General features: G+C 46.4%; 20 protein-coding genes. 13 read left to right on the top strand and 7 right to left on the bottom strand.

Annotated elements, in window-relative coordinates; all coding sequences use genetic code 11:
- Positions 1 to 72 precede the first annotated feature (72 nt).
- Genes iolA through fba form a run of 10 tightly spaced genes read left to right on the top strand, consistent with a single transcriptional unit; the run spans position 73 to position 11,385 of the window.
- Positions 73 to 1,536 carry a methylmalonate-semialdehyde dehydrogenase gene (gene iolA / locus AB1K91_RS03200; protein WP_413088068.1) on the top strand — a complete coding sequence of 488 codons (1,464 nt, stop codon included), beginning with the start codon at positions 73 to 75 and terminating at the stop codon, positions 1,534 to 1,536.
- Positions 1,537 to 1,551: 15 nt separating this feature from the next.
- Positions 1,552 to 2,364 carry a 5-deoxy-glucuronate isomerase gene (iolB, locus tag AB1K91_RS03195; protein ID WP_413088067.1) on the top strand — a complete coding sequence of 271 codons (813 nt, stop codon included), beginning with the start codon at positions 1,552 to 1,554 and terminating at the stop codon, positions 2,362 to 2,364.
- Between the two features lie 16 nt (positions 2,365 to 2,380).
- A complete protein-coding gene (gene iolC / locus AB1K91_RS03190; RefSeq protein ID WP_413088066.1) occupies positions 2,381 to 3,373 on the top strand; it encodes a 5-dehydro-2-deoxygluconokinase in 993 nt (330 codons plus the stop codon).
- Between the two features lie 13 nt (positions 3,374 to 3,386).
- Positions 3,387 to 5,297 carry a 3D-(3,5/4)-trihydroxycyclohexane-1,2-dione acylhydrolase (decyclizing) gene (iolD, locus tag AB1K91_RS03185; protein ID WP_413088064.1) on the top strand — a complete coding sequence of 637 codons (1,911 nt, stop codon included), beginning with the start codon at positions 3,387 to 3,389 and terminating at the stop codon, positions 5,295 to 5,297.
- A 16-nt stretch (positions 5,298 to 5,313) separates the two neighbouring features.
- Positions 5,314 to 6,207 carry a myo-inosose-2 dehydratase gene (iolE, locus tag AB1K91_RS03180; RefSeq protein ID WP_413088062.1) on the top strand — a complete coding sequence of 298 codons (894 nt, stop codon included), beginning with the start codon at positions 5,314 to 5,316 and terminating at the stop codon, positions 6,205 to 6,207.
- Positions 6,208 to 6,226: 19 nt separating this feature from the next.
- Positions 6,227 to 7,684: a sugar porter family MFS transporter gene (locus AB1K91_RS03175; RefSeq protein ID WP_413088060.1), complete on the top strand. Its 1,458-nt coding sequence runs from the start codon at positions 6,227 to 6,229 to the stop codon at positions 7,682 to 7,684.
- A 16-nt stretch (positions 7,685 to 7,700) separates the two neighbouring features.
- On the top strand, positions 7,701 to 8,735 hold the full coding sequence (gene iolG, locus AB1K91_RS03170) for a bifunctional inositol 2-dehydrogenase/D-chiro-inositol 1-dehydrogenase (protein ID WP_413088058.1): 1,035 nt from the start codon (positions 7,701 to 7,703) through the stop codon (positions 8,733 to 8,735).
- 24 nt (positions 8,736 to 8,759) lie between these two features.
- Positions 8,760 to 9,623 carry a sugar phosphate isomerase/epimerase family protein gene (locus AB1K91_RS03165; protein ID WP_413088056.1) on the top strand — a complete coding sequence of 288 codons (864 nt, stop codon included), beginning with the start codon at positions 8,760 to 8,762 and terminating at the stop codon, positions 9,621 to 9,623.
- A gap of 15 nt (positions 9,624 to 9,638) precedes the next feature.
- Positions 9,639 to 10,478, top strand: coding sequence for a sugar phosphate isomerase/epimerase family protein (locus AB1K91_RS03160; protein ID WP_413088054.1), 840 nt, complete (start codon positions 9,639 to 9,641; stop codon positions 10,476 to 10,478).
- A 34-nt stretch (positions 10,479 to 10,512) separates the two neighbouring features.
- Entirely contained in the window at positions 10,513 to 11,385 is an 873-nt protein-coding gene (gene fba, locus AB1K91_RS03155; RefSeq protein ID WP_413088053.1) for a class II fructose-1,6-bisphosphate aldolase, read from the top strand.
- Positions 11,386 to 11,419: 34 nt separating this feature from the next.
- Here fba and AB1K91_RS03150 read toward each other — a convergent pair whose 3' ends face one another.
- Positions 11,420 to 12,190, bottom strand: coding sequence for a DeoR/GlpR family DNA-binding transcription regulator (locus tag AB1K91_RS03150; RefSeq protein ID WP_413088051.1), 771 nt, complete (start codon positions 12,188 to 12,190; stop codon positions 11,420 to 11,422).
- Between the two features lie 417 nt (positions 12,191 to 12,607).
- Positions 12,608 to 13,510 (bottom strand): class A beta-lactamase, encoded by a 903-nt coding sequence (gene bla, locus AB1K91_RS03145; protein WP_413088049.1) that lies wholly within the window; start codon positions 13,508 to 13,510, stop codon positions 12,608 to 12,610.
- A 115-nt stretch (positions 13,511 to 13,625) separates the two neighbouring features.
- Here bla and AB1K91_RS03140 point away from each other — a divergent pair, with 115 nt between their 5' ends.
- Entirely contained in the window at positions 13,626 to 15,389 is a 1,764-nt protein-coding gene (locus AB1K91_RS03140) for a BlaR1 family beta-lactam sensor/signal transducer (RefSeq protein ID WP_413088047.1), read from the top strand.
- 13 nt (positions 15,390 to 15,402) lie between these two features.
- Entirely contained in the window at positions 15,403 to 15,777 is a 375-nt protein-coding gene (gene blaI, locus AB1K91_RS03135) for a penicillinase repressor BlaI (RefSeq protein ID WP_413088045.1), read from the top strand.
- A 39-nt stretch (positions 15,778 to 15,816) separates the two neighbouring features.
- On the opposite strand, the gene ptsP is transcribed toward blaI, so the two are convergent.
- From ptsP to AB1K91_RS03110, 5 genes are all read right to left on the bottom strand, one after another.
- A complete protein-coding gene (gene ptsP / locus AB1K91_RS03130) occupies positions 15,817 to 17,532 on the bottom strand; it encodes a phosphoenolpyruvate--protein phosphotransferase (protein WP_413088043.1) in 1,716 nt (571 codons plus the stop codon).
- Between the two features lie 5 nt (positions 17,533 to 17,537).
- Positions 17,538 to 17,804 (bottom strand): phosphocarrier protein HPr, encoded by a 267-nt coding sequence (locus AB1K91_RS03125; RefSeq protein WP_038564763.1) that lies wholly within the window; start codon positions 17,802 to 17,804, stop codon positions 17,538 to 17,540.
- A gap of 77 nt (positions 17,805 to 17,881) precedes the next feature.
- Positions 17,882 to 19,792: a PTS fructose transporter subunit IIABC gene (locus tag AB1K91_RS03120; RefSeq protein WP_413088041.1), complete on the bottom strand. Its 1,911-nt coding sequence runs from the start codon at positions 19,790 to 19,792 to the stop codon at positions 17,882 to 17,884.
- Between the two features lie 14 nt (positions 19,793 to 19,806).
- Complete coding sequence (gene pfkB, locus AB1K91_RS03115) at positions 19,807 to 20,718, bottom strand: 1-phosphofructokinase (RefSeq protein ID WP_413088039.1); 912 nt, start codon at positions 20,716 to 20,718, stop codon at positions 19,807 to 19,809.
- Positions 20,715 to 21,467: a DeoR/GlpR family DNA-binding transcription regulator gene (locus AB1K91_RS03110; RefSeq protein WP_413088038.1), complete on the bottom strand. Its 753-nt coding sequence runs from the start codon at positions 21,465 to 21,467 to the stop codon at positions 20,715 to 20,717. Before AB1K91_RS03110 ends, pfkB begins: the two co-directional genes overlap by 4 nt.
- A gap of 213 nt (positions 21,468 to 21,680) precedes the next feature.
- Here AB1K91_RS03110 and secG point away from each other — a divergent pair, with 213 nt between their 5' ends.
- Positions 21,681 to 21,914, top strand: coding sequence for a preprotein translocase subunit SecG (secG, locus tag AB1K91_RS03105; RefSeq protein WP_413088037.1), 234 nt, complete (start codon positions 21,681 to 21,683; stop codon positions 21,912 to 21,914).
- The last annotated feature ends 93 nt before the right edge of the window (positions 21,915 to 22,007 follow it).

Raw genomic sequence — 22,007 nt, 5'->3', positions numbered from 1 at the left:
GACAGCTTGAAAGTTGATCCGATGTCTGCCTAGGAAAATAGCTATCTTAAACAGGAGAGGGAGGAAACAATCATGACAGTAGCGGTGAAAATGAAAAACTATATCAATGGCGTATGGGTGGAAAGCACGGCAACAGATTATGAAGAAGTTTACAACCCGGCCACCAAGGAAGTAATCGCTCATGTACCATTTTCAACGAAGGAAGATATCGATCATGCTGTCAGCGTGGCCAGTGAAGCATTCAAGACTTGGTCAAAAGTGCCGGTGCCGAAAAGGGCACGGATTCTTTTCAACTATCAGCAGCTTTTGCTTCGGGATAAAGAGGAATTGGCTGAACTTATTACGAAAGAGAACGGAAAGAATTTAAAAGAAGCATTGGGGGAAGTACAGCGAGGTATCGAGAATGTTGAGTTTGCTGCTGGTGCACCGACACTCATGATGGGAGATTCCCTCGCTGCCATCGCTACGGATGTAGAGGCTGCCAATTATCGTTATCCAGTTGGTGTCGTCGGTGGAATTGCTCCTTTCAACTTCCCGATGATGGTTCCATGCTGGATGTTCCCGATGGCAATTGCCCTTGGCAATACCTTTATCTTGAAGCCATCAGAAAAGACGCCTTTGCTGACACAAAAACTGGTGGAACTATTCACTGAAGCTGGCCTGCCAAAAGGTGTATTCAATGTCGTGTACGGAGCGCATGATGTAGTAAATGGCATCCTCGATCATCCAAAAGTCAGAGCGATTTCCTTTGTTGGATCAAAACCGGTAGGAGAGTATGTCTACAAACGAGGCAGTGAAAACCTGAAACGTGTGCAAGCTTTGACAGGTGCAAAAAATCATACCATCGTCTTGAATGATGCCGATTTGGATGAAACAATCACGAACATCATCGGGGCGGCTTTCGGTTCTGCTGGCGAGCGCTGCATGGCTTGTGCAGTTGTTACCGTCGAGGAAGGGATAGCGGATGAATTTGTTGCCCGGCTGACGCAGGCAACCAAGGACGTGAAGATAGGCAATGGGTTGGAAGATGGCGTATTCCTTGGACCTGTCATCCGTGAAGAAAATAAGATACGCACAGCAGCATACATCCAAAAAGGCTTGGATGAAGGAGCTAAGATCGTCTGTGATGGCCGCGATAGAGCAAGTGAGGATGGCTTTTTCATCGGACCGACTATTTTTGACGATGTAAGTCCGGAAATGACGATCTGGCAAGATGAAATCTTCGCACCGTTCCTATCCATTATCCGAGTGAAGGATTTGAAGGAAGCGGTGGAAGTCGCCAACCAGTCCGAATTCGCCAATGGAGCATGTTTGTTCACGTCCAATGCATCCGCCATCCGTTACTTCCGGGAAAATATCGATGCTGGCATGCTCGGGATCAATTTGGGTGTACCGGCTCCAATGGCCTTCTTCCCATTCTCGGGCTGGAAATCTTCCTTCTTTGGTACCCTGCACGCAAATGGGAAAGACAGTGTGGATTTCTATACCCGTAAGAAAGTTGTCACTGCACGCTACAAAACACCAACTTTTGAATAGGGGAGGGCTTTTTCAATGGCAAATCTGTTGAAGAAAAAACAAGAAACACCGAAACAGGACGGCATCAGGATTGTCCAGGAAGTGTTGAAGGAACAATCCGGTCTGGAATATGTAGGCTTCAAACTGATCGAAATGGATCAGGGCGCTATATACGAAGAACAAACCGGGACAGCAGAGTGCTGCATAGTAGCTGTGACTGGTAAACTCACTGTGTCGGAAGGGAAGGAATCTTATCCCGATATCGGGACAAGGAAAAGTGTTTTTGAAAAGAAACCGACCGATGCGGTCTATATTTCGAATGATCGCTCGTTCCGTATAGAAGCTGTCAGCGATGCAACGGTTGCATTCTGTTATTCCCCTTCGGAAAAACAGCTGCCGACAAGATTGATCCCTGCTGACAGCATCGCCGTACTCCAAAGAGGAAGTGGTGCTAACCAGCGGCTGGTACATGATATTTTGCCAGAGACAAATCCGGCGGCAAATAGTCTGCTTGTCGTGGAAGTCTATACAGAAAGCGGCAACTGGTCCAGTTATCCGCCCCATAAGCATGATCAGGATAACTTACCGGAGGAATCATTCCTGGAAGAAACATATTACCACGAAATGGATCCGCCCCAAGGTTTTGTCTTTCAGCGTGTATATACCGATGAACGAGATTTGGATGAAACGATGGCAGTGGAGAACCAGGATGTCGTCGTCGTACCGAAAGGTTATCATCCGGTAGGTGTTCCAGCTGGCTATACATCATATTATCTGAATGTCATGGCCGGACCGAAGCGGATCTGGAAATTCCATAACGATCCGGATCATGAATGGATGCTCAAATAGGAAGGAGCTCATAAGCATGCAGTACAATTTCCCAAAAGACAGGGTCTACGACATTATAGCGATCGGCCGGGCTTGCATCGATTTGAATGCAACGGAATATAACCGGCCGATGGAAGAGACGATGACATTTACGAAATACGTAGGCGGATCACCGGCAAACATCAGTATCGGAAGCTCCAGGCTCGGGCTGAAAGCCGGCTTCATCGGCAAGATTTCCGATGATCAGCACGGCCGCTTCATCCGTCGGTACATGGCAGATGCCGGAATCGATACATCCCAGATGATCGTGGATAAAGATGGGCATAAGACCGGACTTGCTTTTACGGAAATCAAAAGTCCGGAAGAATGCAGTATCCTGATGTACCGGGATGACGTCGCTGACTTATACTTGCGTCCGGAAGAAGTGGACGAAAGCTATATTGCCAGTTCCAAGGTGCTGCTCGTGTCGGGAACAGCGCTAAGCAAAAGCCCGTCCCGTGAAGCGGTCCTTAAAGCAGTGGCAGACGCCAAGCGAAACGGCGTCAAAGTCATATTCGAGCTGGATTACCGACCTTATACATGGCAATCCGAAGCAGAAACCTCTGTTTATTACCGACTTGTTGCCGAGCAATCCGATATTGTCATCGGAACTCGTGATGAATTCGATGTTCTGGAACATAAGCGCGGCGGAACAAATGAAGTGACGACAGCGTATTTGTTCCAACATGAACCCGATTTGATTGTTATCAAGCATGGTGTGGAAGGCTCCTATGCCTATACAAAGGGTGGACAGCAGTTCGCCAGTCAGGCTTACTTGACGAAAGTGCTGAAAACCTTTGGGGCCGGTGACTCCTATGCTTCTGCCTTCTTATATGCATTGATCAGCGGAAAGGACATCGCAGCTGCGCTTCGATACGGCAGTGCCAGTGCCTCGATCGTTGTAAGCCAGCATAGTTCTTCCGAAGCAATGCCCACGGTGGATAAAATCGAAAATCTGATAGCTTCCCACACAGAAGCACAGCATCGGTAAGGAGGAGATACGGATGCAGACAGTGAGATTGACGACCGCACAAGCCCTCGTGAAGTTTCTCAATCAGCAGTACATTTCTTTTGACGGAGAAGAAATGCCTTTTGTCGAGGGAATCTTCAACATCTTTGGACATGGTAATGTACTCGGTATCGGGCAGGCACTCGAGCAGGATGCTGGTCACTTGAAAGTCATTCAAGGTAAGAATGAGCAAGGCATGGCGCATGCTGCCGTTGCTTTCAGCAAGCAGAAACTGCGCCGTCAGATTTACGCTGTGACAACTTCTGTAGGTCCGGGCTCAGCGAACTTGACGGCCGCGGCTGGAACAGCCTTGGCAAATAATATTCCGGTGCTGCTGCTGCCTGCAGATACGTTTGCCACCAGGCAGCCTGATCCAGTACTGCAACAGGTGGAGCAGGAATACAGCCAGGCCGTTACGACAAATGATGCGCTTAAACCAGTTTCCCGCTACTGGGATCGAATAACCCGGCCGGAGCAGCTTATGTCCAGTTTGATCCGGGCATTCGAGGTCATGACCGACCCGGGAAAAGCAGGACCGGCAACCATCTGCATTTCCCAGGATGTCGAGGGAGAAGCATATGATTTTAATAGATCTTTCTTTGAAAAACGTGTGCATTACGTCGATCGGAAGCCGGCCGTGGAACGGGAACTGCAAGGAGCGGCAGCATTGATCAAAGCCAGCCAAAAGCCAGTCATCTTGGTTGGCGGCGGAGCGAAGTATTCCGATGCAAGGGATATATTGGTCAGCTTATCTGAAAAGCATGGGATTCCACTTGTTGAAACACAGGCTGGCAAATCGACAGTCGAAAGTGATTTCCAAAATAATCTTGGCGGACTGGGTATTACTGGGACCCTTGCGGCAAATAAAGCAGCCAGGGAAGCGGATTTGATTATTGGTATCGGTACTCGCTATACCGATTTTGCTACTTCCTCCAAGACAGCTTTCGATTTTGAAACTGCCAAGTTTTTGAACATCAATGTCAGTCGACTGCAAGCCTATAAGCTTGATGCATTCCAGGTCGTTGCCGATGCGAAAGTCACTTTGGAAGCGCTGTCTCCGATTCTGGGAGAATATAAAACTGCCTTCGGAACGAGAATCGCTGAGCTGAAGAACGAATGGGAAGCAGAACGCAAGCGTCTTAGTGAAGTGACTTTCAGCAGGGAAGACTTTGACCCGGAAGTGAAAGAGCAGTTCACCCAGGAAGTTCTGAATGAGTATGCAGATGCACTGGATACGGAGCTTGCGCAAACGACAGCACTGCTTGCAATCAACGAAACGATCGATCCGGAAAGTGTCGTGATCGGATCAGCAGGTTCCTTGCCAGGTGATTTGCAGCGACTGTGGAATCCAACAAAGCCGAACACTTATCACCTGGAATATGGATATTCGTGCATGGGCTATGAAGTATCGGGAACGCTCGGTATCAAGCTGGCGGAGCCAGACCGGGAAGCTTATGCAATGGTGGGGGATGGCAGCTTCCTGATGCTGCATTCGGAGTTTCTCACGTCAATCCAATATGGAAAGAAAATCAACGTACTGCTCTTTGATAATTCCGGTTACGGCTGCATCAGCAACTTACAAATGGAGCATGGAAGCGGCAGTTACTTCTGTGAATTCCGGACGCATGACGACAAGATCGTCAATGTCGATTATGCTAAAATCGCGGAAGCATACGGAGCGAAGGCATATCGGGCAAATACGGTGGAGGAGCTGAAGGCAGCCCTTGAAGATGCCAAGCAGCAGGATGTATCCACTCTGATTGAAATGAAGGTGCTGCCGAAGACGATGAGCGAAGGCTATGACAGCTGGTGGCATGTCGGAGTGGCCGAAGTATCGGAAAACGACAGTGTGAAGCGTGCTTACGAAGCAAAACAACAAATGCTTGAGCGTGCCAAACAATATTAAGGAAGAAGGGTTCCGCATGGGAGAGGGAAATATCAAATGGGGGATATCTCCTATCGGCTGGCGCAATGATGATATACCGGAGATCGGAGCGGAGAATACGCTCCAGCATCTCCTCAGCGATATTGTGGTCGCTGGCTTTCAAGGTACGGAAATCGGCGGTTTCTTTCCTGAAGCGAAAATCTTGAAAAAAGAACTGCAGCTGCGCAATCTTTCCATTGCGGGCAAATGGTTTTCCAGTTATTTGATCCAGGATGGCCTGCCGGTCGTTGCAAATGGTTTCAAGCGGCAATGTGAATCACTGCAAGAGCTTGGAGCAAGTGTCATCGTTGTATCGGAGCAGACGTATAGTGTGCAGGCACTCGAGCAAAACGTTTTTGATGATAAGCCCATGTTCACGGATCATGAATGGGAGATTGTAAGCACTGGATTGAATAAGTTGGGTGAAATTGCAGCAGAGCACAAGCTGCATCTCGTTTATCATCATCACTTAGGCACAGGTATACAAACGGGAGCAGAAATCGATAGGCTGATGGAAGCCACAGATCCAGCTTATGTTCATTTGTTATTCGATACAGGGCATTTGTATGTGTCGGATGGCGATTATCTCACAGTACTTAAAAAACACTATGCCCGAATCAAGCATGTTCATTTCAAAGATGCCCGCAGACAGGTTGTGGAAGACTGCAAAAAGAAGGGGCAGTCGTTCCTGAAATCTTTCCTGAACGGGATGTTCACTGTTCCGGGAGACGGATGTATCGATTTCAAGCAAGTATACGATTTACTGCATGATTACCAGTATCAAGGATGGATCATCATCGAAGCAGAGCAAGATCCAGCAATCGCTCATCCGCTTGAATATGCATTGATTGCCCGCAAATATATCGACGATAATCTAGTTCACTACCGGTAATTGCAGAGGAGAGGGGAATATGGGGAAGAAGGAGCAGGATATCACGCAGGAACAGGAAGAAAAGAAACCCAATTCAAGTACACCGAATAAAGCGCTGCGAAGAATCACCTTGATTTCCACATTTGGCGGATTATTATTCGGTTATGATACAGGTGTCATCAACGGAGCGTTACCGTTCATGTCGGAAGAAGACCAGTTGAATTTGACACCGCTTACAGAAGGTGTTGTCACGAGTTCGTTATTACTGGGTGCTGCTTTCGGTGCTGTGTTCGGGGGCAGATTATCCGACCAGCGCGGCCGCAGACGCAATATCCTTATGCTTGCCCTGATATTCTTTGTCGCCGCTTTGGGCTGTACGTTTGCACCGAATACCGAGATGATGGTACTCTTTCGCTTCATCCTTGGTATAGCTGTCGGTGGAGCTTCCGTGACAGTTCCGACTTATCTGGCAGAGATGTCGCCAGCAGAGCGCCGAGGAAAAATGGTGACCATGAATGAACTGATGATCGTCACGGGTCAGCTGCTCGCTTTCACCTTCAATGCCATCATCGGCAGCGTACTTGGGGACAATGATCATGTGTGGCGCTATATGCTTGTCATTGCCTCGCTTCCAGCAGTGGCACTTTGGTTCGGGATGCTTGTCATGCCGGAAAGTCCGCGCTGGCTGGCTTCAAAGGGCAAAATTGGCGAAGCGATGCGTGTCCTGCAGCAAGTACGGGAACAAAGAAGGGCAAAAGCCGAGCTCCAGGAAATCCAGCAAGCGGTGACGAGGGAGTCGGAAATTAAACGAGCGACATTCAAGGATTTAACGATTCCATGGGTGCGCAAGATAGTACTGATTGGACTTGGGATCGCTGTCGTACAGCAGATTACCGGAGTAAATTCCATCATGTATTATGGAACGGAAATCCTGAAAGATGCAGGTTTTGAGACACAGGCAGCACTTGCCGGCAATATTGCCAATGGTGTCATCTCAGTAGCGGCAACATTTGTCGGTATATGGCTATTAGGAAAAGTAGGCAGAAGGCCGATGCTCTTGACGGGGCTCATTGGAACATCGAGTGCTTTACTTGCCATCGGTATTGTGAGTTTAGCGTTTGAAGGTTCAGCTGCCCTGCCGTATATCGTTCTGTCGCTTACGGTTACTTTCCTGGCATTCCAGCAGGGAGCCATTTCCCCGGTTACATGGCTGATGCTATCAGAAATCTTCCCATTGCATTTGCGCGGAATCGGGATGGGAGTGACAGTATTCTGTCTTTGGATAACGAATTTTACAATCGGGCTCACGTTCCCAATATTACTCGGTAGTGTCGGCTTATCCACTACATTCTTTGTTTTTGTAATATTCGGTATATTGGCGATCACCTTTGTACACAAATTCCTGCCTGAGACAAAAGATCGGACATTGGAGGAACTGGAACAAAGTTTTCGGAATCGTGTCATACCAAAAACGGTTCCTGCCCAGAAAAAAGCATGACTAAGGAGGAAAAAACATGACAGTCAGAATTGGCGTGGTTGGCACAGGGGCAATTGGCAAAGAACATATGAATCGGGTCGAGCAGCGTTTATCCGGGGCAGAAATTGTAGCGGTGACAGATGTCAATCAAGCATCTGCCGATCAGGCATTGCAGGAACTTGGCATACAAGCTGTCATTTATCCGGATGACCAGGCGTTGATCAATGCAGAAGATGTCGATGCGATTTTTGTCACTAGCTGGGGACCGGCCCATGAAGCCACTGTCCTCAAAGCAATTGCAGCTGGGAAATATGTCTTTTGTGAAAAACCGCTGGCAGTTACAGCGAAAGGCTGTATGGATATTGTCAAAGCAGAGATGGAGCATGGCAAAAGATTGGTCCAAGTTGGATTCATGCGGCAATATGACAGTGGATACATGCAGCTGAAACATGCACTGGATACCAATATCGTCGGTGAACCTCTCATGGTAAAATGTGCGCATCGCAACCCGGAAGTGAATGAGGCGTATACGACGGATATGGCAATATCGGATACGCTGATCCATGAAATTCACGTTCTTCACTGGCTGCTGGATGATGATTATGTGTCGGCTCAAGTGCTATTTCCGCGTAAGAATAAGCATGCGCTTCCTCATCTGCGCGATCCGCAAGTCATCATGCTGGAAACGGCTTCTGGTGTCTTGATCCAGGTCGAAGTGTCCGTCAACTGCAAATATGGCTATGATATCCAATGTGAAGTCGTCGGGGAAGAGGGTATAGTCAGCCTGCCGGAAGTCGAAAGCATTTCCATACGAAAAGATGGCAAGTTGAGTACGAATATCCTGCATGATTGGAAGCTGCGGTTCGTCGATGCATATGACAGGGAACTGCAAGATTTCATTCACAGCATCAGCCGGCAAGGTATTCCATCTGGACCATCAGCTTGGGATGGATACGTGGCAGCTGTCACTTCCGATGCTTGCCTGAAAGCCCAGGAATCAGGGCAGAAAGAACCTATCTCATTGGAAAGCACACCGGACTTTTATCAAACCGAAACAAAAGCACATGCCTAAATCTTAAGAGCGGAGGATTAATCAATGAAACTAGCTTTGGATCCAACAATGTATGCGAACCTTTCTTTAAAGGACATGGTCAATAAAACAGCCGAACTCGGCTATGAATATATCGAATTGTCGCCGCGGGAGGACTTTTGTCCATTCTATAAATATCCAAAAGTGGATCGCACCCAAATCAAGAATCTGAAGACGTGGCTCCGGGATGCAGGCGTGAAGATATCTTCCTTGCTGCCATTGTATTATTGGGCTGGTCCTGACGAGGACCGCCGTCAGGCTGCTGTCCGTAACTGGCAGCGAGCCATCGAAGTAGCCGTGGAGCTGGATGTCGACTTGATGAACAGTGAATTCAACGGTACAAAATATGAGCCCGTCATCTGTGAAGAAAAATTCATCAAATCGATGGATGAATTGATTCCTGTCTTTGAAAGAGAGGGGGTAAAGCTCAACCTCCAAGCACATCCTTATGACTTTATCGAAACGAATCGGGGAGCTGTCGATATGATCCGCGCATTGGACCGCGATTGGATCAATCTCGTTTACTCCACTGCCCATACTTTCTTCTACGATGAAGGGAAAGGGGATATAGCACCTATGTTCGAAGAAGCAGGGGACCGCCTACAGCACGTATTGTTCGCTGATACATTCAATCATAAAGCTGCAGGAGGTTTGCGCTATATCGTCAATCCGCCAGGCGCAGAAGCGACCATTCACCAGCATTTGAATATTGGAGAAGGTGAAGTCGATTTTGATACCATCTTCCGTAAATTGAAAGAGATGAATTTCGACGGGATTGCAACAAATGCAGTATTTGCTTGGGTAGACAAAGCCGATGAATCAAGCAAACTGATGCTCGGGAAAATGAAAGAAGGCTTGGGGATCAACTGACGAGGAGGGAAAGTGATGAAATTATGTTTCAATGAAGCAACGACACTGGAAAATTCCAACTTAGCAATCGATTTGGAGCTGTGTGAGCGGCATGGTTATGATTTTATTGAAATACGGACGATGGATAAGCTCCCTGAATACCTGGAACAACAGTCCATTGAACAGCTGGCTGCTTACTTCCAGGAGAATCATATCAAGCCGCTCGCCCTGAATGCCCTTGTTTACTTCAATAATCGTACAGAAGAAGCGTTCGAAGAGATAATGCAGGAATTCGAACAAATGCTTGCTTATGCGAAAGCTTTGGATGTGCCTTATATCGTAGCAGTGCCATTGGTGACGAAGGAAAAGTTCCTGAAGAAGGATATCAGAGCCAGCAGTGTCGCTGTCCTGAAGGAACTAGCCGACATGGCAGAGCCATATGGAGTCAAACTTGCCCTTGAATTTATCGGTCATCCGGACAGTACCATCAATACATTCGAGCAAGCTTATGACATCATTCTAGCAGTTGATCATCCAAATGTCGGACTTGTCTTCGATTGCTTTCATTTCCATGCCATGGGCTCCAGTATCGAATCGCTTGTGCAGGCGGATGTTTCCAAGCTTTTCATTCTCCATATCGACGACACGGAGGATTTTCCAATCGGGAGTCTGGTCGATGAAGATCGAGTATGGCCGGGACACGGTGCCATCGATTTGGATCGTATCCTCCATATACTGAGGGAAAAAGGATTTGAAGGAGCTGCCTCCATCGAGCTGTTTCGCCCGGAATATTACAACATGGAGCCGGAAGAAGTGATTAAGAAGGCAAAAGATACGACACTGGAAGTCATATCCAAGCATTTCTCATTTGCTTAAAGTGCAGCCATAGTTAGGGGAAGGAGGAAGATCGATGTCGATTGTTCCGATGAAAGAGATGCTTCAGCATGCCTTGCAGCATGGCTATGCAGTGGGGCAGTATAATATGAACAGTGTCCAATGGGTCCAAGCGATTTTGCGGGCCGCGCAAGAGGAGCAAGGCCCGGTGATTGTGGCAGCATCCGATCGGCTTGTCGACTATCTTGGCGGCTTCCGCTTGATTGCGGAAAGTGTAAAGGCATTGACAGAAGAGATGGAAATCACTGTTCCTGTCGCCCTTCATCTTGATCATGGCAAAACAGTCGAACGCTGCTTGCAAGCAATCGATGCAGGCTTTACCTCTGTTATGTACGATGGTTCGCATACACCGATTCAGCAAAATATCGACGATACGAGCAGAGTGGTGGAGATCGCCAGCAGGCATGATGTTTCGGTCGAGGCCGAGGTAGGATCGGTCGGAGGGATGGAAGATGGTTTAGTTGGCGGCATCATCTATGCCGATCCCGAAGAATGCCGTTCACTCGTGCAAAAGACAGGTGTAGATGCGCTTGCGGCTGCCCTTGGATCAGTACATGGCGTCTATCAGGGAGAGCCAAAGCTGGGATTCAGGGAAATGGAAGAAATCCAAGCCAAAACAGGCGTGCCATTGGTTTTACATGGCGGTTCGGGAATTCCGGTTCCGCAGATTCAAAAAGCGATCAAGCTTGGCCATGCTAAAATCAATGTGAATACGGAATGTCTGCAAGCTTGGACGAAGGCGGTCCGACATGCTGCCAGGAGAGATTCGGATGGATATGATGCCAAAGAACTGCTCATCCCTGGCATGCAGGCTGTGACGGAAACCGTCAAAAGAAAGATGCGGGATTTCGGAACCTCGAAACGAACGGTATCTAGCTCATCGGCATAAGTTAAAGCCAGACACAATCGTGTCTGGCTTTCCGTCATTCCGGGTATAACATCTCGATACCGTTTGCCTCGGCAAAATGCAGATAATTGCTTTCGGGTTTCTTATCCGTCACTAAGTAATCGATGTCCTCGAGCTTGCTGTACGTCATCAAAGCATATTTGCCGAACTTCTGATGATCCACCAATAAGAATACTTCTGCACTTCTTTCAGCGACAGTCTGCTTGATATCACTCTCAACTGGGGAGGAATTCGTCACGCCATGATTGATGGAAATACCGGTCGATGCCATGAACGCTTTGTTGATATTGAAAGCTTGGAACAGCTCCAAGTTGCGGAAACTGGAGAACGAACGTGTCTTGCGCTGGAAGATACCGCCCATGGAGATTACTTGAAGATTTTCATATGGAAAAGATCCATTGATGAAATCAAGGTTATTCGTAATGATCGTTACTTCTTTTTCTTTTATGAAATCGAGCATCTCTACAGTCGTTGTACCTGAATCTATAAAAATGATATCCCCATCTTCTACATAAGAAGCAGCCAATTCCGCGATCTGTCTCTTTTGCTGCTGATTTCGTGTTTTACGTTCCGTGAAGGGTTCCAAAGGCGAATGAGAAGAACGGATTTGCTTGGCAGAAACGCCGCCATATACCTTTTTAATCTCCCCGGTGTCCACTAATTGCTGCACATCGCGCCTTATTGTGTTTTTTGATACTCCGAATACTTCCACAAGTTTATCCAGTGAAACAGTCTGATGCTCTAAAACATAATCTTTAATCTGTTCTATCCGCTGTAGCTTTAGCATGGATTCTCCACCTTTATAGACATTTCAATAATCTACTAAAATCTTATCCTTTATTTAGAAAAATAAATACATTGCTTAGTATCATTATACCAAAAATTAACCAATACTTCACCATGTGAGAAGCCGGTCTGGGTATCATGTTGATCGTACACGAACGGAACATGAAACAATCCTAACAAAATGAATAGGAAGGATGGATTCTTCCAAGAATAAAGCAGCCAGCTTGTCATGCTTCTAGTTGGTTAAGCTGGAAGTGCAGTAACTCCCTGTTAAAAAAGATTGTAACTCCAAAAACAACTCTGAAATAAGAAGAACCCTACAGATTAGGTTGAAATGCCCAATCTGTAGGGTTATTTTGTGCTTTAAAGGCTAGACGTAACGATAGGTATGCTCTTATTCAAGTAATGAGTCATGCCTTCATTCACCAGAAGAAAGCATGGAAACAACCTCTTGGGCAGCCTTCGCAATCAACGTATCATCATAGCTTGCGTCAGCTTCATCGCGGCTTGACATAACAGCCATTACAATCGGTTCGCTATCAGGCGGCCAAAGGATAGCAATATCATTTCTAGTCCCATAAGATCCAGCACCGGTTTTGTCACCGACTTCCCACTCTTCGGGTACACCAGCCCTAATGAGATTGTCGCCTGTCGTATTGCCTTTTAACCAATCAATAAGAAGCTGGCGCTTTTCAGGAGGAAGACCGTCCCCTAATGTAAAGGCTTGGAGGCTTTCTGCCAAAGCTTTTGGGGTGGTGGTATCTTGTATTTCACCTGGTTTTACATTATTTAATTCCGGCTCGATTCTTGCAGGTTCTGTCACTTGATCGCCGATATCCCGCAATGCTTGTTTAAGACCATCCGGACCGCCGATTTCCTTAAAAATCAAATTGGCTGCAGTGTTATCGCTGTAACTGACAGAAGCCTCGCCGAGCTCTTTTATCGTCATACCAGATTTAACATGTTTTTCGGTAATTGGATTGTAGTTCACCAGATCATCGCTGGTATACATGATTCTTTTATTGAGGTCTTCCAGCGAGTTCTGCTGCAACAAAACAGCTGCTGACAATGCTTTATGGGTAGAGGCAAAGCCAAATCGTTCATTTTCTCGATAGGCAACGGTTTTCCCGGAGCCAGTATCAACTGCATAGACGCCCAGATCCGCGTCGTAAGTCTTTTCCAAATCGGCAAATGGCTCTTGGGAGCCTTCTGCAGCTTGGGCGGAGGAACTTGTATCTGAACCACCATTCGTACTGCTGGAGCAGCCAGTCAGCAAACAGAAAGCGAATATTGTACTAAATAAGTAGGTTAAAATTTTCATTTTTCTTCTCCTTTTCTTAATTGGATTACAACTGTAGTCAATATTACATTTGTAATCCAGGGCTGTCAACTGTAAAATAGAAGTTGGAAGGATGGATGAGAGGAGGAGAGGAAAAGTGACTTTTGTTCAATTGCTGCTGGTATTGACATTATCATCTGTTACAATAGGAATCATTTTATTCATTCGACGGTTTCTTGCTGCGCATCTCGCACCAGCGTGGCGATATTATTTATGGTTTTTCGTGCTGGGATCTTTATTGCTTCCTTTCTTGCCGTTTAAGCGTTTTGGAATGGCAGAACCAATATCCGTGCAAAAAATGACTGGACATAATGCTGTCAATCATTCCATTCTATCTGCTACATCCCAAACTGGCTGGATGAATGATTTTGGAAGTTCGGTCACGCGTATAGATGTTTCCTTATTGGGCCGGCTGATCAATTTTATTTGGATATCTGGTATTGTTATTGGTGTATTGGCAGTTTTCTTCACACTGAAGAAACTAATGAAACTAGTAAGAAGTGCACATCCCATACGTGATGATGAAATAAACGAGCTGTTTCAGCTTTGCAAAGTACAGCTATCCATACGGAAAAAGATCAAGCTAAAACAGTCTTCTTCGGTTACCTCGCCATTCATTTTTGGATTGTTTCATACCTATCTGATTCTGCCAGCAACAGTTGAAAAAGAAGGTGTATCAAGGGAATTAAAACATGTCCTGCTTCATGAATTACATCATTATAAAAGCAGACATGTGCATTGGAATTATCTCTTTTTGCTGGCTCGAATCTTACATTGGTTTAATCCGCTCGTCTGGTATGCATGGAAGGAAATGCGGCTGGACCGGGAAATTGCCTGTGATGCTGCTGTGATGCAATCCTTGAATAATGACGAAGAGAACTTGGATTATGGAAGGACGATCCTGCATTATGCCGAAAAATCGCAACAGCTAAGGCTCGATCAGCTTATCCATCCAATCATTAGCTCCAAGAGTCATCTGAAGCAACGGATTCTGCATATAACACGCGGCAGCTTTCATGCACAGAAGCTCATTTGGAAGAGCATGGCTATATTAATGGTCATGGGACTCGTTGTGACGATACAGGTGCCAGCCTTCCGTGCAGCAGCTTTCTCGGATGAACAATATCATATCCAGGACAAAGATGTAGAGGAAGAGGATTTAAGTGCCTTTCTCAAGGGCGATAACAGCAGTTTCGTGTTATACAGCATGGAAAAAGACAAGTATTTTATTCATAATAAAGAGCAGAGTGTTCAAAGAGTTTCTCCTAATTCCACTTACAAGATATATAGTGCTTTAACAGCTTTGGAAGCAGGCATCATCCAGCCTAAAGCTACTAATATGAATTGGGATGGAAGCCATTATGAATATGAGACTTGGAACCAAAATCAAGATTTGCAATCTGCGATGCGTAATTCGGTTACATGGTACTTCCAAAACCTCGATCAACAAGTCGGGGAGCAGACGATACAAAAGATGTTAGCAGCATACCATTATGGCAATGAGGATATATCAGGAGGAATAGAAGACTTTTGGCTGGAGTCATCCTTAAGGATAGCCCCATTTGAACAAGTGGAGCTGCTGCGTGATTTTTACCATAATAAATTCAACGCCGATCCTGAAAACATCAAGGAAGTCAAAGCATCATTGATGCTGGAGCAAAAACATGGAGCCGTACTTTATGGGAAAACTGGAACTGGCATCGTGAATGGTAAAGCAGCGAATGGCTGGTTCATTGGTTTTGTAGAAACAACATCGGACACTTATTTTTTCGCAATGAATTTAAGGGACGGAAATGCTACGGGAAGCAACGCTGCAGAAATCACACTAAGAATATTAAAAGAAAAGCAGATTTATCAATAGGAGAGTGGGGAAAATGGCGAAAAATGTTCCTAATATATCCGAATCAGAATGGGAAATAATGAAAGTGCTTTGGGAGAATTCGCCGCTGACAGCAAATGAGGTTGTGGAAGCTCTTGCTAAAGCGGACTGGAAGCCCAAAACGATACGTACATTGCTGGATCGGCTTACGAAAAAGAAAGTTGTCGGTGTCAATAAAGAACATAGGGTATATTCCTTCTATCCGCTGTACGCTGAAAGTGAATGTCAGCGTGCCGAGGCAAAATCCTTTATCGATCGTATTTACGGTGGAACGATGAAGTCCATGCTAGCTCAGTTTATTGAAGAAGATGCCCTATCGGAGGAGGAAATGAAGGAGCTCCGTCAGATGCTGGAGAAAAAAAGTAAATAACCCAAAGAAAAACAGCTCTCCAATCGGAGAGCTGTTTCCTTATTGTCCTGTTCTTTGACGGACAAGCTGTTCCACTTCATCAGCAGTGCTAAGAGCCAATGCTTCTTGGCTAAGTTCCTGCATGTCTGCTTTGGATAGCTTCGTGATTTGTGTTCTTGCTGGCAGGATACTTGTTGCACTCATGCTGAACTCATCAAGGCCAAGGCCGAGAAGAAGCGGGATTGCAATTGCATCGCCTGCCATCTCACCACACATGCCAGCCCATTTTCCTTCTGCATGTGCTGCCTCGATGACATTATGCACAAGATTCAGGATAGCTGGGTGGTATGGCTGGTACAAGTAGCTTACGCGTTCATTCATGCGGTCAGCTGCCATGGTGTACTGGATCAAGTCGTTTGTGCCGACGCTGAAGAAATCTACTTCCTTCGCAAATTGCTTCGCAGCAACCGCAGTGGAAGGGATTTCAACCATGATACCGATTTCAACCGAATCAGAGACTGCTACGCCATCAGCAGTAAGCTTATCTTTTTCTTCAAGAAGGATCGCTTTTGCTTGGCGGAATTCTTCCAGTGTCGCAATCATCGGGAACATAATTTTCAGATTTCCGTATACGCTTGCACGCAAGAGGGCACGAAGCTGCACACGGAAGATATCGTCACGCTCCAGGCAAAGGCGGATTGCACGATAGCCCAGGAATGGGTTCATTTCCTTTGGAAGCTGCAAGTAACTGAGTTCTTTGTCGCCGCCGATGTCCAGGGTACGAACTACGACAGGCTTTTCACCCATTTGCTCAAGTACGGCTTTATAGGATTCGAACTGTTGGTCTTCACTTGGAAGCTCACTCTTACCCATGTAAAGGAATTCCGTACGGTAAAGACCGACACCTTCGCCGCCATTGTTCAGAATGCCGGTAACGTCTTCTGGCGTACCGATATTTGCCACAAGCTCCACATGAACACCATCTGTTGTAACGGTAGGTTCATTTTTAAGCTTCGCCCATTCTTGCTTTTGCTGTTCGAAAGCTTCTTGTTTCGCTTTGTAAGTCGCAACTTCATCCTCTGTCGGATCGATGATGACAGTACCTTCGATGCCGTCAACAATGATCATGACGTCGTTGGCAGCAGAAGATGTAATGGACTTCGTACCGACAACAGCAGGTATCTCAAGCGAGCGGGCCATGATGGCGGAATGGGAAGTACGTCCGCCTATATCTGTCGTAAACCCTTTCACGAACTGTTTGTTAAGCTGTGCTGTATCCGAAGGAGTCAGGTCCTCTGCAATAATGATAACTTCTTCATCTATAAGTGCAGGATCCGGGAAGGAAACCTGAAGCAAGTGCGCCATCACGCGTTTTGTGACATCCTGGATGTCAGCTGCTCGTTCTTTCATATATTCATTGTCCATGCTGCGGAACATGTCGATGAACATCGTAGCTGTCTCATCAAGAGCAGCTTCTGCATTGATGCTGTTATTGCGGATATTGTCTTTGACAGGATTGATCAGTTCAGGATCTGCCAAGACAAGCAAATGAGCCGAGAAAATCTCGGCGTGCTCGTCGCCAAGTGACACACGGGCATTCTCGCGGATTTTCTCCAACTCTTGTTTGCTGATCTCGAGGGCAGCATCCAAACGGCTGATCTCTTCTTCCGCATTCGCAACAGTCGTCTTATCGAAAGAGAGGTCTGGTACAGCCAAATGGTATGCTTTTGCAATCGCAATACCATTTGAAGCTGCAATTCCGTTTATCATGCTCATTGGAATTATTCTCCTAGGCCTTCGCTTTTGATTGTTTCCGCAATTGTGTTGACTGCTTCTTCTGCATCGTCGCCTTCAGCGGAGATTGTGATCTCAGCACCTTGTGGAATACCTAGGCTCATAACACCCATGATAGATTTAAGGTTAACGCTTTTACCATTGTATGCAAGCTGGATGTCGGATTTGAAACCGCCTGCTTTATTTACTAAGATTGTAGCCGGACGAGCGTGTACGCCAGTCTCATCTGTGATTGTCATTGTTTTTTCTGCCATGGTAAATACCTCCAGAGTAGTTTTGTTATGTGAATGCTTTCATCCTTGTAATGTGAATGCTTTCATTCTATCTTATTTTATACTTTTCTTAGGTCTTTTTTCAATAGTCCTACAATAATAGCTGTGACAAAAGCACCGATAATGATGGAAAGGAAGTAAAGCAATGGGTTTCCATCAACTAGACTTGCTGAGATAATTCCGCCGTGCGGTGCATTCAATCCGATTCCGAAGAATGCTGATAGACCGCCTGCTACAGCAGCACCGATCGCTGTTGCCGGAATGACGCGAAGTGGGTCGGCAGCTGCGAATGGAATGACACCTTCCGAAATGAAGAATGCTCCCAGCACATATGCTGTCTTACCGGTTTCTCTTTCTTGTTTCGTAAACTTGTTGCGGAATAAGGAAGTTGCCAGCGCAAGTCCTAGCGGTGGTACCATACCACCAGCCATAACAGCTGCCATGAATTCCAAGTTGCCTGCATCAAGCATTGCAATTCCGAATGTATACGCTGCTTTGTTGATCGGGCCACCCATGTCGATAGCCATCATGGCACCAAGTACAAGGCCTACCAGAACTAAATTCGTGCCTCCAAGACCTTCTAGGAAGTCAGAAAGTGCTACATATACTTGTGTCAATGACGGGTTGATCAACAGCATGATCATACCTGTGATGAAAATGCTCAATACTGGGAAGAAGAGAATTGTCTTCAATCCTTCCAATACAGGAGGAAGGCCAGCTAAAGCTTTCTTAATACCAAGCGTTACATAACCTGCAAGGAAACCGGCAATCAAACCACCAAGGAATCCGGAACTGGTTGCGTCACCATGACCATAAGTAACGGCAATCAAACCACCGATGGCACCCGGTGCGAAACCTGGTTTATCGGCAATACTGCTGGAAATGAATCCTGCCAGTACAGGAACGATCAGGAAGAACGCTTGGCTGCTGCCGATCTCATTCAGCATTTCGGCAAAACGGCTGTCCGGGAACAATTCCCCGAAAAGAATGCTGAGTGCGATCAGGATACCGCCGCCGACAACGAATGGAAGCATGTTGGAAACACCATTCATGATGTGCTTATAGAAACCTGAGCGTTGTTCTTTCTTTTGTCCGCCTTCTGCTGCCGCTTCTGAGCTGCTGCCTTTGTGATGATGAACTGGTGCATCTTGGGCAAGTGCTTTTTCGATCAGTTCTTTCGGTATCTTCAACGCACGTCCAACCGGTACTTGCAGAACGTGTTTGCCTTCGAATGGACTAAGATCGACATTGACATCAGCTGCAACGATAATCGCTGTTGCATCTTTAATATCTTCATCTGTCAGACGGTTTTTGACTCCGCCGGCTCCATTCGTCTGTACTTTGATCGGGACATTCATCTCTGCTGCTGTCTGCTTCAGCTTATCTGCAGCCATGAATGTATGCGCGATACCAGTAGGGCAGGCAGTGATGGCAAGCACTTTACCTTGTGTGCCTGGTGCATCCTGTGCCGATTCTGCAGCTGGATTTTCTTCTTCTTCTTCTTCACCTAGCTCTTCTTTTTCCTTCGCATCGATGATGGACATGATTTCTTCTTCTGTTGTCGCATTTTCAATGTTTGACCGGAACGTACTGTCCATCAAGAAAGAAGAAAGGCGAGACAAAGTTTCCAAATGTGTCTGGTTAGCCCCTTCGGAAGCTGCAATCATGAAGAATAGGTGGGATGGTTGTCCATCCAATGCTTCATAGTCAAGGCCTTCCTTGGAACGGCCGAAGGCGATGGCCGGTGTTTTAACGGCAGCGGATTTACCGTGCGGAATGGCAATTCCTTCACCGATTCCTGTTGTAGATTGAGCTTCACGTGCAAGGATTGCGTCTTTGAATCCTTCTTTATCATTCAATTTGCCAGCTTGGTCCAGTTTGGAAACAAGCTCTTCGATGACATCCGCTTTTGATTGGGAATGCAGCTGCAAAATGATTGTATCTTTTGTTAATAGTTCTGTAATGCGCATGGTTAACACCCCTCTTAGATAGATGTGAGTTTGACTTGGCTGACTAATTCCTCTATATATTGTCTTTCGCCGAGGTCGTCACTGAATGCCGTAGCACTTCCTGCTGCTACTGCATAGGTGAAAGCTTGTTTATAATCACCTGATTTTTCATATGCGGCCATGAATCCTGCCACCATACTATCGCCAGCACCCACGGAGTTCTTTACCGTTCCTTTTGGTGTCTGGGCTTTCCAGGCATGATCCTTGTTCACGAAGATGGCACCTTCACCACCCATGGAAACAATAACATTTTCGATGCCTGTTTCATGCAGTTTCCGTGCGTAGCTGACGATTTCTTCTATAGAAGTGATCGTTGTGTCGAAAAGCTCACCAAGTTCATGGTGGTTCGGCTTGACGAGGAACATACGCTTGCCGATTAAATCACGGAGCGCAGAGCTTGAAGTATCAGCAATGAATCTTGTTCCATTCTCTTCGCAAATATCTGCCATCCTTGCGTAAATATCCGCCGGTACGGAGCCGGGCGCATTGCCAGCTGCAATGAGGGCATCATTATTACCAAGGCTTCTGATTTGTTCGAAAAGCAGGGCAAGCTGTTCTGTCGTGATGGATGGACCTGGTCCGTTAATTTCCGTTTCGGCACCGGATTTCAGTTTTACATTGACACGTGTCGGTTCATTTATTTCAATGAATTGATGTTCAATACCGGCACTTTCCAGTGTTTCTTGGATAAAGGCGCCGGTAAAACCGCCGATATATCCTAAAGCCGTCGTATCCACATCCAGTCGTTTCAGTAAACGGGAAACGTTTATTCCTTTCCCGCCGGCGAAATAGGCTGTCTGGGTGGCACGGTTCAAATCTCCTGCCTCAAAACCGTCCACGTGCATGATGTAATCGATGGATGGGTTCAGCGTACATGTGTAATTCATGAGTCCACAACCTTTATTGATGTAAGTTTCTTGTAAGCAGTTAGTTGTTTCGAACTGGCATGATCGACGACGAGCTTTGCTTCTGTCAAATCAGCTATATGTGCAAAAGTAGTCTTATCCAGCTTGCTTCGATCAGCTAATACGAAGGGCTCGTTCGATCGAAGCAATGCCTGCCGTTTGATGGCAGCTTCTTCTGGGTCTGGCGTTGTATAGCCATTTTCTAGATGGACACCGTTTGTCCCGAGAAAACATTTATCAAAACGGTATTGGGAGAGTGCGGTCATCGCACCCCTGCCGATTAAAGTTCTCGTTTTATCCTTTACTAAACCGCCGGTTACATACACGGTGATGTCCTTTTCATAAAGCGCCTCCAAATGAGTCAGACCATTTGTGACGACGGTTACATTTCTGCCTGTTAAGAACGGAATCATCTGATATGTCGTAGTGCCGGCATCCAGAAAGATGCATTCATCTTCTCCGACAAGACTTGCAGCATAGGCAGCAATCAATTGCTTACCAGACTGGTTTTGCGTTTCCTTCTCGGTATAGCTCATTTCGTAGCTTAATGATGACACAGTCGTTGCGCCGCCATGGACACGTTGAAGCAGCTTCTGCTTTTCCAATTCAATTAAATCTCGGCGTATTGTCGAGACGGAGGCGCCTGTCGATTCCACTAACTCGGGAATCGTGACAACGCGCTGCTCTTGCAGCATCAGCAGGATCATTTCCTGCCGCTCAGGTGTAAGCATTTCCATTACCTCCTCCTGAACTTATCTACACTATAAAGGAAACGGTTTCACGTTGCAACCAAAAAAAATCAAAAAACATCATAAAAATTCATATTTCTTAAAAAACGTTCAATTTTTTGTCAGAACTTGTCGACAGGACAAGAACATCTTGCCAATTATCTGACACGTGTGCTACAGTTGACGTAGGTATTTGCCGTTATAGGAGGTGCTGGGATGCAGACAGCTTTAGTAGTTCTATTAATAATCGATGCCATCGCGCTTATTGCGCTAGTCCTTTTACAATCCGGTAAGAGTGCAGGTCTGTCCGGGGCGATATCCGGTGGAGCTGAACAATTGTTTGGAAAGCAGAAGGCCCGTGGTTTGGACTTGTTCCTCCATCGTGCAACAATCGTTACAGGAGTCATTCTTTTTATATTGACTTTCCTTTTGGCGTACGTCCTGCAATAATCGAATAGTCAATTCCATCCCTCGTCACAACTTCTGTGGTGGGGGATTATTTATTCCCGAGGAAGGGAAAACTAGTCCGGAAATCTACTATAT

It is taken from the genome of Terribacillus jepli, assembly GCF_047228925.1.
Lineage (GTDB): Bacteria > Bacillota > Bacilli > Bacillales > Amphibacillaceae > Terribacillus.
The sequence above is the reverse complement of the archived record's forward strand: the minus strand, read 5'-3'. Positions and strand labels throughout refer to the sequence as shown.